This is a genomic window from Pseudomonas sp. ZL2, assembly GCF_054788455.1.
This window is the reverse complement of the sequence record NZ_JBGOGX010000002.1, coordinates 53,896-68,537: the sequence shown is the minus strand read 5'-3', so window position 1 is coordinate 68,537 and position 14,642 is coordinate 53,896. Positions and strand designations below refer to the sequence as shown.

Sequence of the window (14,642 nt, the reverse complement as noted above, 5' to 3'; positions counted from 1 at the left end):
CCTAGAGTGTCTTGATCACATTGACCGAAATGTTCTCGGCGACTTCAGCGAAGGACATCACGTCCAGCTCCCTGAAGCGGCCATCAATCAGCTTCTTGATGTAGCGCCGGACATCCACCGAACACAGCAACACCAGGTCCTTGTGCGGGATGTACAGGTCGCTCAGGCCCGCGCCGACGCGATCGAGCAGCTCTTCGACCTGGGCCGCATCAAGGTTGACGAAATTGCCTGCCGAGGTCTGGCGCACGGCCGAACGCACCACCTCCTCGAACTCGGCACCGAGCAACAGCACGTTGAGCGTGTCCTGCCGAGCGAACTTGTTGCTGATGTAGCGGGCCAGCGCGCCGCGGACATGTTCGACCAGGGCCAGGGTGTCCTTCTCGCGCGAGGCCCAGTGCGCCAGGGTTTCCATCACCAGCTTCATGTTGCGCACCGAAATGCGCTCTGCAACCAGCCGCTGCAGCACTTCACTGATCTTCTGCACGGTGACGTAGCGGTAGACTTCCTTGAGCAGGTCGGGGTACTGCTTTTCCAGTTCATCGAGCAGGTTCTTGGTTTCCTGGACGCCAAAGAACTCCTGGATATTGCGCACCAGCACCACCGCCAGACTGTGATAGAGCTCCTGCTGGGCGGCCCGCAACGGATAACCGAGAGCGGCGATGGCCTGGCTCTGGCTGTCGGCGACCCACAGGCTTTCGACTTTATTACTGTCGTGCCCGCGCTTGATCTCGATCCCCGAGTCCTGCAACTGCTCAGCGAAATCGAGCAAGCGGTGATACTCGAAGAACAGGTCAAACTGGTCGGCGCGCACTTCGTTGATCAGGATAGTGACCTGGTGCTCGGGCAAGGTCTGCGCCGCCCGCAGGTGCGGCAGCGGAACACGCAAGCCGTAGTCGATGAAGAACTGGCTGCGCAAGCGCTCGATGAAGCGTGCCTGCTGCAATTCGGCCAGCCGGGTTGACGGGACCAGCAACAGCAGTGGCAGGGTTTCGGTGTTCAGGTTGTCGATATCAACCAACCCCTGTGCCGATCCTGTGTCGTCAGCGGGCTGGGGGCTTGCGCCCCTTCCCGTCACAACCTGCTGCGCCCGGCGGCGCCGGCGCCAGAGCACAGCGACCAGGGTAATGGCAATGAACACGAACACCGCCAGCGGAAAACCCGGCAGCAAACCGACGCCCAGCGCCAGCAAGGCACTGACGCCAAGCACGAAGGGGTTGCCGAGCACCTGGCTGAGCATGTTGCGCCCCAGGTTCTGCTCGTCACCGTTGACGCGGGTGACAATGAACCCGGCACCGATGGCAATCAGCAACGCGGGAATCTGCGCCACCAGGCCATCACCGATGGTCAGCAGGGTGAAGGTCGACAGCGCCGTGGACAGGTCCATGCCCAACTGCCCGACACCAATGGCAATGCCACCAATGAAGTTGACGAAGATGATCACGATGCCGGCGATGGCGTCGCCCTTGATGAACTTCATGGCACCATCGAACGAGCCATACAGCTGGCTTTCACGCTCCAGCTCGCTACGCTTGGCCCGCGCCTGGGCGGCATCGATGGCGCCGGCCTTGAGGTCGCCATCAATGCTCATCTGCTTGCCCGGCATGCCATCCAGGGAAAAGCGCGCGGCAACTTCCGCCACCCGCTCCGAGCCTTTGGTTATCACGATGAACTGGACAATGGTGACGATCGAGAAAATAACGAAGCCCACCACCAGGTTCTCGCCAATCACGAACTCGCCAAACGAGGCGATGATCTCGCCAGCATCGGCCTGGGTCAGGATCAGTCGGCTGGTGCTGATCGACAGGGCCAGGCGAAACAGAGTGGTCAGCAGCAACAGGGCCGGAAAGGTCGAGTAACTGAGAATGCGCTCGATATAGAACGAGCCCATGAAAATCAACAAGGACAGGACGATGTTCAGGCCGATCAAAAAGTCCACCAGCACCGTCGGCAGGGGAATGATCAGCATGGCGATGATCATGACCATCAACGCCAGAATCAGCAGTTCCGGACGCGCGGCGAGCCTGGCCAGCCAGAGGTTCAGCACTGCCATGGGGTCACCCTCGCAACGCCGACGGCAGGCCGTGACGGTGACGCTGCAACAGCACTTCAGCAGCGAAACTGCTGTCGGCCAGGTGCTCGAAACGCTCAGCCAGATACAGCAAGGCATGCTCTTCGCGGAACAGTTGCTCCGGCAACGTCAGGCAGGCCCGGCGCACGCACTGCAAGAGGCCGGCGCGGGCAACCGCATCGACCTGCAGCAAATACGGGCCGAGCGCCTGCTGCAGCAATTCATCCAGTGCATGGGGGTAGCGCAGAACGCCGAGCAGCAGGACCAGCCAGTCCAGCTCGCTGACCGCGAAGCGCCCGAGTAACGCGCCAACGAAACTGCGATCGGCCGAGCGTAACCGTTTCAACTGCCCGAGCAGAATCAGCAGCGGGCCGAACTCGTGCAGGCTGCAACTGGGGTCCTGGCCCTGGATATCGGTCAGCAGGCTTTCCTCTAGAAAGCTCAGGACGCTGTGGCGGTGCTCGGGCCCATACAATCCGATCCACTGTTCATAGTGATCGGCAGCCTCGCCGTCGGACTCAAGAAAGTCCCGGTAGTTTTCTCGCAGGGCACCGGCGCGCACGGCCATGCGGCGCCCATAAAGCCGCGCCTTGAGCGCGGTGTTGATGCCCGCTTGCAGACGTTTGGGGCAGGCCCGCTCGCGCAATGCCTGCTCCAGTTGCAGCAGGCGCTTGCGGGTTTCATTTGGCAAGTCGGACTGGCGCAACAACAGACCGAGGATCAGCGCCAGGTCACTGTCATCGGCAAACAGCCGCGTCGCTTCCTGCAGCAGCAGCCTCAGAGGCAATTGCCGGTCCGCCGCCAGGGCCTGGAGTTGGCGCGCCTTGGGCGGGGCGTCGTCTTCGAGCACGCGCTCGAACAACTCGCTGGCCGACTCGTTTTTGAGCTCGAACTGGCGGCGGCGAAACTGCGCCATGACCTGGGCCAGGTCATCACTGCTTTGCACTGCATGCTGCAACAGGTTATTACGCGGATCCTGGCTGTCATCCTGTGTTTCGGCCGTCGGCGCCTGGCTCTCGGCCGCCAGCTCCCGGCTCAGCCGTGCCTGCGCGGCACGCCCGCTCAGATGGGGTAAACCGGTTATCACAGCGACACCGCGCGCAGGAAGGCCTTGCGCAAGCGCTCGTGCTGTTCGGCTTCGAACAGCTCCTGCTTCAGGCTCTGCGGGTCGAAGGCCAGGGCCTCGCCAATTTCCCGCGGCTGAATGAGAAACACCCGCACGGTGTTGGACGAGCGCTCCAGACGGTAGCTGAACAACCGGCCGATCCAGGGCAAGGCGCCGAGCACTGGAACCCTGCCGACCTGCTCGGCGCTTTCATCGCGGCTGAAACCACCGACCAACAGGCTTTTGCCTTGGGGTACGCGGGCTACGGTGCTGATCCGCGTGCGGCCGACCGTCGGCAATACTGTATCAGTACGGCGTGACTCCACCTCGTTACCATCTTCGATGTTCAGCGACATCTCGATTTCATCGCCCAAGGCAAAGCGTGGTAGCACGCTGACCAGGGTGCCATAGGTGACATGCTGCAGATCGACACTGCGCTCGCCAACCAACGGCGCATAGAAGGTGCGGTTGTTATCGAAGATCGCCGGGACGTTTTCCTGGGTCAGGATTACCGGCCGTGCCACCACATTGGCCAGGTCGCCACGGGCCAGGGCCGAAACCCGGGCGATGAACGACAGACCATCGAGGGTGGTGGCCGAGCCACCGTTGAGCGAGATGGAGAACTGCGTTCCGATGTTGACCTGCCCCTGCCAATCGATACCCAGCTGCTCCAGCGCCTCTTTCTGCAGGTCGATGATCCACAGCGACAGCTCGACATGGCGCTTGGGCGTATCCAGCGCCTCGACCAGGTTTTCGATGAAACGCACCTGCTCGGGCAAGCCCTTGACCAGCAAACTGTTGGTATCCGGGTAGGCGACCACACGAATGTTCGCCGCGGCCATTTGCTCCGCGGGCAGGCGCACGCCCTCCCAGGCGTCCTCGATCAACTGCTCGTTCAGCGTCGAGGTCAGCATGCCCGGCGCCTGCTCGACTGAGCCGGGCTCGCCTCGCAGATCGACCCGGGCTTTTTCGTCGCGCAGCAGGTTTTCGATGACGCTGGCAATGCCCGGGATGCTGACAGACTGATCGCGCAGCTCATAGCGGCGATCCCCCACAAAGGTATTAAGCAGGTGAATCACCCCGACCTGCTGGCGCCCCAGCAGGATCTGCGACGGCTCCTGATCAACCATGGCCGCCGAGCGCTGGACCAGCTCGACATAGATCGGCGGCCCCGAGACATAAAACGTGCGCCGGCCATCGCCACGCAGTGGGTAGCGGCCATCAAGCAGGCCGGAGCGACGCAAGAAGGCGCGCAAGCTGTCAACGCTGGTGTTCTGCAACGAGACCACCGCGCTCTTGAGTTCGGCGCTGTCATACAGGTAGATCGCCTGGCCGTCGCTGTACCAGATCAGGCCCATCTGCCGCACCACGCGATCAAACACCTGTTGCGCCGAGGTCATGGCGAAATCACCGGAGATACGCTTGCCGGCAGCCGCCTTGCTGACGATGATCGGCTTGCCCAGCGGCTCGGAGAGGGCGACGAAGAAACTGCGCAGGCTTTCTTCCCGCGCCCGGTAGCTGTCCGCATGCGCCATGGCGCTGTGAAACAGGCACAGCAGCAGGGTGCAGCACCAGATCAGCCCACGGCTGTCGAAACGCGCCACCCCGGTCATGGACGCAGGGTCCCGATGATATCGCCCAACTGGCTGGGCGCCACCCCCAGCAGCTCACGCACCTCCCGCGAAAAGTGCGAGGACGAACAGTACCCCTGATTCTGCGCGACTTCAGTCAACGAGCGCCCTTCACGGATGCTTTCCAGCAATGCCCGCGCTACCCTCCAACCGCGCAGAGCCGGCTTGGTCGCCCCGCCCAATGCCTGATGGCACAAGCGGCGAAAGTGCGACACCGACACGCCATAACGCCGGGCCAGCATCTGCAGGCTGTCCTGGCCAGTACCTTGCTCGAGCAGATAGCGGACCAACCAGTATTCCTCGCTGTTGCGCAAGGCTGTGGCAAAGCGTTCGAAGCCGAGGCTCGCAGCCAGCGCTTGCTGGATGTACCAGGACTCAAGCAGCTGGGTATCCCGGATCACATCAAATGCCAACGGCAAGCAGGCAGCCGCGGAGCTGGTCACGGGCTGGTGCTGCGCGACCTCGCCCTGGTCAATGAACACCTGCAGCCTGGTCAGGGACTGGCAGCGGACGACTCGAAGATCTGCCGGCAGGCCATTGAACCGACTGTGAGCGGTAATCGCCAGCAACCCCTGCCAACCTGGCGCCACGCTCGATTGCGTTACCCCCTGCTGCCAGCGCAGCGGATGACGGCCAACCGTTACGTGCCAGACCCCTTCGGCCAGGTACTCGTTCAGTTCAAGTGACAGGAGCGGCTGAGACACCATGGCCTCCTTGGGCATCGACAGGTGGAAAGCTCGCCACAGTGCGCCAGCGCAGCCCGGCAATCCTGATGGAAAGCTGATGGGCCCTGGCACAGGCCTTGCTCCAGAAGCACAACACACAGGAGAACTTCACAGATGCCGAGCGCCAATCCGCTGGCCTGGGTCCATGGCAGTGACGCACCGGAGAAACCGCTACTGGAGCTGGGCTTCATGGCGCTTACCGATTGCGCCCCGCTGGTGGTCGCCGCTACCCAGGGCTTCGCCCAAACCTACGGCCTGAGCCTGAACCTCAGGCGCCAGAGCTCCTGGGCCAGCCTGCGCGACAAACTGCTCAACGGCCAACTGGACGCCGCTCACAGCCTGTACGGCCTGATCTACGCCCTACAACTGGGCATCGACGCCAGCGGCGCCACCGACATGGCCGTGCTGATGGGCCTGAACCAGAACGGTCAGGCCATCAACCTGTCGCCGGCCCTGCTGCGCCATGGCGTGACCAGTGGTGAAGCACTGCGGCGCTTCGTGCACCAAAGCGGGACAAAACTCACCTTTGCCCAGACCTTTCCCACTGGCACTCATGCCATGTGGCTGTATTACTGGCTGGCCAGCCACGGTATCCATCCACTACACGACGTCCACAGCGTCGTGGTGCCACCCGCGCAGATGCTGGCTCACCTGCAGGCCGGACGCATCGATGGTTTCTGCGTCGGTGAGCCCTGGTCGGCGGGCGCCGTCGAACAGGCGCAGGGCTTTACCCTGGCCACCAGCCAATCGATCTGGCCCGACCATCCGGAAAAGGTGCTGGGCTGCACCCGGGCCTTCGTCGAGCAGCACCCGAACACTGCCAGGGCCTTGGTCATGGCGGTATTGGCCGCCAGTCGCTTTATCGAACAGAGCTGCGAGAATCGCCGCAACACCGCGCAACTGCTCAGCGGCAAGGCCTATCTCGACGCCCCGTTGACCCACATCGAGCCACGCCTGCTGGGCCATTATCAGGACGGGCTGGGTAACCAATGGCAGGATCCGCACGCCTTGCACGTGCACGATGACGGGCGGGCCAACCTGCCCTACCTGTCCGACGGCATGTGGTTCATGACCCAGTTCCGGCGCTGGGGCCTGCTGCGCGACGACCCCGACTACCTCGGCGTCGCCCGTGCGGTTCAGCAACGCGCGTTGTACCGCGATGCGGCCACAGCGATTGGCGTGCCCTGTGCCGATACGCAAATGCGCAGCAGCCAACTGATCGATGGCCGCCACTGGGACGGCAGCGATCCTGGCGCATATGCCCGCAGTTTCTCTTTGCATGCGCTGGCCGAAATGCCAGCTGCACTCACCCGCCCCTGAAGGAGACGCAAGCATGCTGCGAATCCTGTTGATCGACGACACCGCGAAAAAAGTCGGTCGCCTCAAGGCCGCCCTGGTCCAGGCCGGCTTCGAGGTGATCGAAGAGTCGGGCCTGACCATCGACCTGCCGGCGCGCGTCGAAACGGTGCATCCGGACGTGGTGCTGATCGATACCGAGTCACCGGGCCGTGATGTCATGGAGCAGGTGGTACTGGTCAGCCGCGACCGGCCGCGACCGATCGTCATGTTCACTGACGAGCACGACCCCGGCGTGATGCGCCAGGCCATCCAGGCCGGGGTCAGCGCCTACATCGTCGAAGGCATCCAGGCCACGCGGCTGCAGCCAATCCTTGACGTGGCCATGGCCCGCTTTGAAAGCGACCAGGCGCTCAAGGCCCAGCTGCAGGCCCGCGACCAGCAACTGGTGGAGCGCAAGCGGATCGAACTGGCCAAGGGCCTGTTGATGAAAATGAAGGACTGCAACGAAGAACAGGCCTACACCCTGATGCGCCGCCAGGCCATGAGCAAGCAACAAAAGCTGATCCAGGTGGCCGAGCAGATCATTGCCATGAGTGACCTGCTGGGTTAAACGCAACGCCCGGCCTCATGCCGGGCTGGCTCAGCCCGTGCGCGTTGAGGCTTCACTCAATTGTTGCGCCAGCCGGACAATCTCGTGATTGACACGGGATTTGTTGCACACGACATCATTCAACTCCCAGGCTTTTTCGAAGGCGACGGCGAGTGGGCTGCCTTGGGTAGTGTCGCCAAATACGGAGTGCATATTCACATTCGCTACCGCAGGCATAAACTTTTGTAGCTCTTCAACTCGATACCCGGCCATGACTTCTTCGAGGTTGTGACCGCCCGACAGAAAAACCAGGGCAGCACTGAGAAGCCCGAATAGTTTTTGTGTTTCCATCCCGGTATCACCGAGCTCCAACAGCAAGCGCAACTGCATAAAACCGCTGCCAGATGTTGAATTAACAAACGACTGAGTTTCCGAAGCTGCAACTAACCTTGGCCAACCTGCCTGCAGGTTTGGCAGACTGCGATCGGTCGGCTTTGATAACGTCTGGGTAAACATGAATTCATTATAAGGTGCTGTTCTTTTGATGGTTCCCGGATAACGCGACTCAGACCACTCGTTGATCACCCCCGCCCGCCCGCGAAACGCATCAGCAAACAACGCTGAGGTCGAATAAAGCTGCGCAAATGCGGTGCGGTCTCCTGCATGAGCGGCGTTGAACACAATTTCGATCAGCGCCCCGAGAAAACCTTGGACCCGATCATCATCAAGGGTCGCCTGTTGATCCAGCGAAACCCTGTAACCACCAGCCTGCCAGTGTCTGACTACCCCGGCGTGCTCAGTCAGACTGTTGTTGAACGCCATGTGGTCTTTGCCACGCCGCGCCATTTCAATCAGTTTTTCCTTCTGCTCCAGTTGCAGCAATTGATGCTCGTGCACGACGCCATTGCAACGCATCTGGCTAATCTTGGCCACCGCATGCTGCAATGCCCTTATGCGAGCGTTTATAAGCTCCATGTCATGCGTAGCGCGCGGCTCACTATATTGCTCAGCAAGAGCGTGCAGCCTGGCTTCAAGGTTTTCCTTGGAAACGTACAAGCCGTTTACATGCTCTTTCACCGTATCGGCGAGTACGCTAACTTGCGTGTGCACTTCGTCGTCTTGAGCAGATTGACGAATGTACTCTGCGGCCAACGCCGTTTCAAAATAACGCCGGACCGGATCCTTGAACTGCCTGTGCTCGCTGACATCAAGCGTTGAAATATCCACGCCTTGAGCGCAAACATAATCACTCACCATGCACTCGGGGCTACTGCCCACCAAATATAAACTCATGACCTGAGTCCAGTTTTCCTTCCCCGGTGCTGTCAACGTCAGCAGCGCCTGTCCTTTCGTCAGTCCTTCAACCGAACAGGCATTTTCAATGCCTGCACTACTTGCCGCGTGGCCGATCAACGAAGACCCGATTTGCATACCCTTCACCTTTACACTGACGCATGGCTACTGCCCGATGCAGCTGCCCCGTCACCGTGCATCGCCCCTCGCCAGCAATCATGATGAAAATCTGATGATGAGCTGAAATTTCTGGTCCGGCATTTGCTTGGCAATACTCAGCGGTAGCCAACGGCGGTTGCCCCCTTCACGACAAAGACGTCGCACCCCCACTCGCGCAAGCGGGTCGGGTGGCGACGTCTTTTTCGTTTCCGTCCCTGTTCAACGAGGTGTTCGATGAATACGAGTTTCTGGAAGTCCGGGCATGTCCCCACCCTGTTCGCCGCCTTTCTGTATTTCGACCTGAGCTTCATGGTCTGGTACCTGCTTGGCCCGCTGGCGGTGCAGATCGCCGCCGACCTGCAACTGACCACCCAGCAGCGGGGGCTGATGGTGGCTACGCCGATCCTTGCCGGGGCGATCCTGCGCTTTGTCATGGGCCTGCTGGTGGACCGGCTGTCACCCAAGACTGCCGGGCTGATCGGCCAGGTGATTGTCATCGTCGCGCTGTTCTGTGCCTGGCGCCTGGGTATCCACAGCTACGAACAGGCCTTGTTGCTCGGGGTATTCCTCGGCGTTGCCGGGGCCTCGTTTGCCGTTTCGCTGCCGCTGGCCTCGCAGTGGTACCCGGCGCAGCACCAGGGCAAGGCCATGGGCATCGCCGGCGCCGGCAACTCCGGTACCGTGTTCGCCGCCCTGCTGGCCCCGGCCCTGGCCGCAGGCTTTGGCTGGAACAACGTCTTCGGCTTCGCCGTGATCCCGCTGCTGCTGACCCTGGTGCTGTTCAGCCTGCTGGCGCGCAATGCCCCCGAACGGCCCAAGCCCAAAGCCCTGGCCGATTACCTCAAGGCCCTGGGCGACCGTGACAGCTGGTGGTTCATGTTCTTCTACAGCGTCACCTTCGGCGGCTTCATTGGCCTGGCCAGTGCCCTGCCCGGCTACTTCAACGACCAGTACGGCCTGAGCCCGGTGACCGCCGGCTACTACACCGCCGCCTGCGTATTCGCCGGTAGCCTGATGCGCCCGTTGGGTGGCGCCCTGGCTGATCGCTTCGGCGGTATCCGCACCTTGCTGGCGATGTACAGCGTCGCCGCCATCTGCATTGCCGCCGTCGGCTTCAACCTGCCCAGCGCGGTGGCTGCCCTGGCCCTGTTCGTCAGCGCCATGCTCGGCCTGGGTGCCGGCAACGGCGCCGTGTTCCAGCTGGTGCCGCAGCGCTTTCGCCAGGAAATCGGCGTGATGACCGGACTGATCGGCATGGCCGGCGGCATCGGCGGCTTCCTGCTCGCCGCGGGCCTGGGGACGATCAAGCAACACACCGGCGACTATCAGTTGGGCCTATGGCTATTCGCCAGCCTCGGCATCCTTGCCTGGTTCGGTCTGCACGGCGTCAAGCAGCGCTGGCGCACCACCTGGGGTTCGGCGGCGGTGACCGCGGCGCGGGTCTGAGGATTACCCATGAACCTGCAACTGAGCTTTGCCCAGGCCAGCGCCAGCGGCCCCCGGGAGGAAAACCAGGACGCCCTGCGCCTGGTGACCCCCAACCCGGAACTGGCCGCCAGCAAAGGCTACCTGTTCGCTCTCGCCGATGGTGTCAGCCAGTGCGCCGACGGTGGCCTGGCGGCGCGGGCGAGCCTGCAGGCGCTGGCCCTGGACTACTACGCCACGCCGCCCACCTGGGGCGTGGCCCAGGCCCTGGACCGCCTGCTGCTGGCGCAAAACCGCTGGTTGCGCGCTAACGGCGGCGGCCAGCCGTTGCTGACCACCCTCAGCGCCCTGGTGTTGCGCGGGCGACGCTTCACCCTGGCGCATGTCGGCGACTGCCGGATCTACCGCTGGGCGGCAGGGCAACTGCAACGCATCAGCGAAGATCACGTCTGGGACCAACCGGGCATGCAGCACGTGCTCAAGCGCGCCCTGGGCCTGGACCAGCACCTGCAGGTCGACTATCTGGAAGGCGACCTGCAGAGCGGCGAATGCTTCGTACTGCTCAGCGATGGCGTCTGGGCCAGCCTCAGCGAAGCGCAGATCAGGGCTGTGCTGCGTGAACAGATCGACCTGCAGGATGCCGCCCAGACCCTGGTGAGCTCAGCCCACCACAGCGGCAGCCAGGACAACGCCAGCGCGCTGCTGGTACGGGTCGAGCAACTGGGTGCCAGCAACCTTGGCGATTCCCTGGCGCAACTGCAACAGTGGCCGTTGCCGGTCGCCCTGCGCAGCGGGCAGTTGATTGACGGCTGGCGGGTCGAACAACCGTTGGGCCACAGCCGCCAATCCTTGCTGTACCGCGTACTGGACAATCAGCAACAGGCATGGCTGCTGAAAACCCTGCCTGCCGAGCGCAAGGACGAACCCGGTGCGCAGCAAGCCCTGCTGCTCGAAGAATGGTTCATGCGCAGGGTGGCCGGGCGCTATTTCCCCGAAGTGCACCCGGCCAGCCAGCGTCAGCACCTGTACTACCTGATGCGCGAATACCCGGGCCAGACCCTGGCGCAGCTTTTCGCCCGCAGCGGCCCTTTGCCGCTGGCCCAATGGCAGTCACTGGCCCAGCAACTGCTGCAGGCGGTGGGCCTGCTGCACCGGCGCAATATCCTCCATCGGGACATCAAGCCGGAGAACCTGCACCTGGGCGATGACGGTCAACTGCGCCTGCTGGATTTCGGCCTGGCCTTCTGCCCGGGGCTCTCCGAAGACCGCGCCCATGAGCTGCCAGGCACGCCATCGTTCATTGCCCCCGAAGCCTTCGAAGGCACGCCGCCCAGCGCCCAGCAAGACCTGTACAGCGTTGGCGTGACACTGTTCTACCTGCTCACCGGCCACTACCCCTATGGCGAAATCGAGGCTTTCCAGCGCCCGCGCTTCACCCAGGCGGGCAGCGCCGCACGTTATCGCCCAGACCTGCCGGAATGGCTCGAACACAACCTCGCCCAAGCGCTGGTGGCCGATCCACAGCAACGCTTTGAAACCGCCGAGCAATGGCTGTTGCTGCTTGAACAAGGCGAACGCCAGCCATTGAGTGTACGCCCGCGGCCACTGCTTGAACGCGAACCGCTGAAGGTCTGGCGCGGCCTGGCGCTGCTGTCCTTGTTACTCAACCTGATCCTGCTGATCAGCCTGCTAAAAGGCTGACGGCACCCTTTGCCGATGAGGAAAATTCTATGCATGCGAAAGTCTGGCTGATTGGTGCCGGCCCCGGTGATCCGGAGCTTTTGACCCTCAAGGCGGTCCGCGCCCTGGCCGAAGCCGAAGTCGTGCTGATCGATGACCTGGTCAACCCGCAGATCCTTGAACACTGCCCGCAGGCGCGAGTAATTGCCGTGGGTAAACGCGGTGGTTGCCGCTCCACGCCGCAAGCCTTCATTCAGCGCCTGATGCTGCGTTACGCCCGCCAGGGCCGCTGCGTGGCCCGCCTCAAGGGCGGTGATCCGTGCATCTTTGGCCGCGGCGGCGAAGAGGCAGCCTGGCTGCAGGCCCATGGCATCGAAACCGAGCTGGTCAACGGCATTACCGCCGGCCTGGCCGGCGCGACCCAATGCGGCATCTCGCTGACCTTGCGCGGCGTCAGCCGTGGCGTGACCCTGGTCACCGCCCACACCCAGGATGACAGTCCGTTGAACTGGCAGGCGCTGGCCCAGGGCGGTACCACCCTGGTGGTGTACATGGGCGTGAGCAAACTGGAAGAGGTGCAGCAGGGATTGCTGGCAGGTGGCCTGGCGGCGCAGACGCCGGTGGCCATGATCGAGAACGCCTCGCTCCCCCAACAGCGCGAGCAACGCAGCAGCCTGGCGCAGCTGTGCCTAGATGCCGCCCGCTTCAAGCTGAGCAGCCCGGCGATCCTGGTGATCGGTGAGGTGGCGGCAGCGGACAGTGCGGCGCTGATGCAACTGACAGCCTGAATCGCAGGCAAAGAAAAGCCCGGCCTAGGCCGGGCTTTTCAGTAGGGCTTGGACCAATTACTTGGCTTGGGCTTCTACTTGTGCTTCTACGCGACGGTTAACAGCGCGACCAGCGTCGGTGGCGTTGTCAGCAACCGGACGGGTTTCACCGTAGCCAACCGACTCAACGCGAGTCGACTCAACACCGTACTCGTTGGTCAGAACCTGTTTAACGGCGTTTGCACGACGCTCGGACAGCTTCTGGTTGTAAGCGTCAGGACCGACGGAGTCAGTGTGACCTTCAACAGTGGTGGTGGTCTGTGGGTACTGCTTCATGAAGTCAGCCAGGTTCTTGATGTCGCCGTAGCTGTTTTGCTTGACGACCGACTTGTCGAAGTCGAACTTGACATCCAGCTCAACACGTACGACTTCAGCAACAGCTGGGCAGCCGTCAGCGTCAACGGTAACGTTGGCAGGGGTGTCAGGGCACTTGTCGACGTTGTCGCAGACGCCATCGTTGTCGCTGTCGGAGCAGACTTCAGCAACTGGAGCAGGAGCGGCTTCAACCTTGCCACCGCTACCACCGAAGTTCAGACCCAGACCAACGGTCGGACCCCACTCGGTGTTGCCGTTGTCGATGTTGTACATGGCTTCAACGCCGGCACGGGCGAAGAACATGTCGGTGATGTACCACTTGGCGCCAGCGCCAACGTTGGCGAAGGTGGAGTGGTCACGGCCGCTACGGGTAGCTTGGCCCAGGCTCTCGTGAGCGAAACCAGCCGAAACGTAAGGACGCAGAGCGTCGCCGACGGTACCGAAGTGGTAGGTAGCGTCCAGCTTGGCCTTGGAACCTTTGATGTCTTTGTTGAAGACTTCGCCACGAGCGTTGTGAGTCTCGTTGTAGCCCAGGTCCAGGGACAGGTCGTCGGTCAGGAAGTAACCGAGGCGAACACCAGGATTGGTGCCGTCGTTCTTGAAGTTACGCTCGCTGTCGTAGTACTGCTTGGTGACGTTGCCTTCAATTTCGACTGCGCCTTGGCCTTGTGCCAGAGCGCCGAAGGAAGTTGCGGCTACAAGAGAACCAATGGCCAAGCCCAAGGTGTTTTTCAATTTCATCCGTTAAATCCCCATCTGGTGATAGTTAAGCAGTCCCACCAACATCCGGGGGACAACTCGACGGCAAGTCTAGCAGAACTTGCCGGTACGTTAGAGATATTTGCGCGCCACTAAGTTTCAGTGAGGCCCGCAAATTTCTCACGTAGCTTGTCAAGCGCACGCTTGTACCGCATTTTCGTTGCGCTCAGGCCCATATGCATGATATCGGCGATTTCCTGAAATTCCAGTTCTGCGACAAATCGAAGCACCAGAATCTCGCGGTCAATCGGATTGACATGCACTAGCCATTTGTCCAGCCCGCCTTTCTCTTCCGGTTTTGGCGCCTTCTCTTCCGAGGCCTCCTCGAGTGGATCAAGACTCAAGGCATCCATCAGTCGACGTTTGCGCCGCTCCTTGCGGTACTGGGTGATGCATTCGTTGTAGGTGATGCTGTAGAGCCATGTCTTGAACTTCGATTTGCCCTCGAAGTTCTTCAGCCCATAGAGCACCTTGAGCATCACCTCCTGACAGACATCGTCAGCGTCCCGATCGTTCCCTAAATAACGTGCACAGACGTTAAAAAGAGTTCGTTGGTAGCGGCGCATGAGCTCCTCATACGCGCGAGTAACATGAAACAGCTCCTCATGCGAACGCGCCACCAACTCCTCATCGGTGAGCTCGCGGGGGTCGTAACGCATGGGCAGCGAGTGAACTTTATTCAAAACGGATCTGGCCGACAGTCAGGTCAATGTCGCCGCATACCCCTGCCTGGGGTATTTTTGCGGCGGCATACATTAGCAGGATTT

12 protein-coding genes are annotated in these 14,642 nt (G+C 61.8%); 5 read left to right on the top strand and 7 right to left on the bottom strand.

From position 1 onward, the window contains the following. Position 1: 1 nt before the first annotated feature. From ABM562_RS01650 to ABM562_RS01635, 4 genes are read right to left on the bottom strand one after another with little or no spacing between them, the layout of a single operon-like run. Positions 2-2,050 carry an EscV/YscV/HrcV family type III secretion system export apparatus protein gene (locus tag ABM562_RS01650; RefSeq protein WP_460420589.1) on the bottom strand — a complete coding sequence of 683 codons (2,049 nt, stop codon included), beginning with the start codon at positions 2,048-2,050 and terminating at the stop codon, positions 2-4. Between the two features lie 4 nt (positions 2,051-2,054). Continuing rightward, positions 2,055-3,155, bottom strand: a complete 1,101-nt coding sequence (gene sctW, locus ABM562_RS01645; protein ID WP_460420587.1) for a type III secretion system gatekeeper subunit SctW — start codon at positions 3,153-3,155, stop codon at positions 2,055-2,057. Beyond that, the gene (gene sctC, locus ABM562_RS01640; protein WP_420832703.1) at positions 3,152-4,786 is read right to left on the bottom strand and encodes a type III secretion system outer membrane ring subunit SctC; all 1,635 of its coding nucleotides are present in this window, start codon (positions 4,784-4,786) and stop codon (positions 3,152-3,154) included. Before sctC ends, sctW begins: the two co-directional genes overlap by 4 nt. Continuing rightward, complete coding sequence (locus tag ABM562_RS01635) at positions 4,783-5,508, bottom strand: helix-turn-helix domain-containing protein (protein ID WP_233674057.1); 726 nt, start codon at positions 5,506-5,508, stop codon at positions 4,783-4,785. Before ABM562_RS01635 ends, sctC begins: the two co-directional genes overlap by 4 nt. 135 nt (positions 5,509-5,643) lie before the next feature. Between ABM562_RS01635 and ABM562_RS01630 the strand changes: the two genes are divergently transcribed. Together ABM562_RS01630 and ABM562_RS01625 are read left to right on the top strand one after the other, a co-directional pair. Then, positions 5,644-6,849 (top strand): CmpA/NrtA family ABC transporter substrate-binding protein, encoded by a 1,206-nt coding sequence (locus ABM562_RS01630; RefSeq protein ID WP_134061869.1) that lies wholly within the window; start codon positions 5,644-5,646, stop codon positions 6,847-6,849. Positions 6,850-6,862: 13 nt separating this feature from the next. Continuing rightward, positions 6,863-7,438, top strand: coding sequence for an ANTAR domain-containing response regulator (locus ABM562_RS01625; RefSeq protein ID WP_115086030.1), 576 nt, complete (start codon positions 6,863-6,865; stop codon positions 7,436-7,438). A 30-nt stretch (positions 7,439-7,468) separates the two neighbouring features. On the opposite strand, the gene ABM562_RS01620 is transcribed toward ABM562_RS01625, so the two are convergent. Beyond that, positions 7,469-8,848, bottom strand: a complete 1,380-nt coding sequence (locus ABM562_RS01620; protein WP_460420583.1) for a hypothetical protein — start codon at positions 8,846-8,848, stop codon at positions 7,469-7,471. 255 nt (positions 8,849-9,103) lie between these two features. Between ABM562_RS01620 and ABM562_RS01615 the strand changes: the two genes are divergently transcribed. The 3 genes from ABM562_RS01615 to cobA are packed head-to-tail and all read left to right on the top strand — an operon-like array spanning position 9,104 to position 12,762. Further along, positions 9,104-10,315, top strand: a complete 1,212-nt coding sequence (locus ABM562_RS01615; RefSeq protein ID WP_115086029.1) for a nitrate/nitrite transporter — start codon at positions 9,104-9,106, stop codon at positions 10,313-10,315. A 9-nt stretch (positions 10,316-10,324) separates the two neighbouring features. Beyond that, entirely contained in the window at positions 10,325-11,995 is a 1,671-nt protein-coding gene (locus ABM562_RS01610) for a protein kinase domain-containing protein (protein WP_460420581.1), read from the top strand. A 29-nt stretch (positions 11,996-12,024) separates the two neighbouring features. After that, positions 12,025-12,762, top strand: a complete 738-nt coding sequence (gene cobA, locus ABM562_RS01605; protein ID WP_115086027.1) for a uroporphyrinogen-III C-methyltransferase — start codon at positions 12,025-12,027, stop codon at positions 12,760-12,762. Positions 12,763-12,819: 57 nt separating this feature from the next. On the opposite strand, the gene ABM562_RS01600 is transcribed toward cobA, so the two are convergent. Both ABM562_RS01600 and sigX read right to left on the bottom strand, forming a co-directional pair. Next, positions 12,820-13,857, bottom strand: a complete 1,038-nt coding sequence (locus ABM562_RS01600; RefSeq protein WP_460420579.1) for an OmpA family protein — start codon at positions 13,855-13,857, stop codon at positions 12,820-12,822. Between the two features lie 110 nt (positions 13,858-13,967). After that, positions 13,968-14,534, bottom strand: coding sequence for an RNA polymerase sigma factor SigX (gene sigX / locus ABM562_RS01595; protein ID WP_010223317.1), 567 nt, complete (start codon positions 14,532-14,534; stop codon positions 13,968-13,970). Between the last annotated feature and the right edge of the window lie 108 nt (positions 14,535-14,642).

Coding starts and splice junctions, on each gene's coding strand:
- ABM562_RS01650 (WP_460420589.1), bottom strand. CDS start 2,050: ATGGCAGTGCTGAACCTCTGGCTGGCCAGGCTCGCCGCGCGTCCGGAA.
- sctC (WP_420832703.1), bottom strand. CDS start 4,786: ATGACCGGGGTGGCGCGTTTCGACAGCCGTGGGCTGATCTGGTGCTGC.
- ABM562_RS01630 (WP_134061869.1), top strand. CDS start 5,644: ATGCCGAGCGCCAATCCGCTGGCCTGGGTCCATGGCAGTGACGCACCG.
- ABM562_RS01625 (WP_115086030.1), top strand. CDS start 6,863: ATGCTGCGAATCCTGTTGATCGACGACACCGCGAAAAAAGTCGGTCGC.
- ABM562_RS01620 (WP_460420583.1), bottom strand. CDS start 8,848: ATGCAAATCGGGTCTTCGTTGATCGGCCACGCGGCAAGTAGTGCAGGC.
- ABM562_RS01615 (WP_115086029.1), top strand. CDS start 9,104: ATGAATACGAGTTTCTGGAAGTCCGGGCATGTCCCCACCCTGTTCGCC.
- ABM562_RS01610 (WP_460420581.1), top strand. CDS start 10,325: ATGAACCTGCAACTGAGCTTTGCCCAGGCCAGCGCCAGCGGCCCCCGG.
- cobA (WP_115086027.1), top strand. CDS start 12,025: ATGCATGCGAAAGTCTGGCTGATTGGTGCCGGCCCCGGTGATCCGGAG.
- ABM562_RS01600 (WP_460420579.1), bottom strand. CDS start 13,857: ATGAAATTGAAAAACACCTTGGGCTTGGCCATTGGTTCTCTTGTAGCC.
- sigX (WP_010223317.1), bottom strand. CDS start 14,534: ATGCGTTACGACCCCCGCGAGCTCACCGATGAGGAGTTGGTGGCGCGT.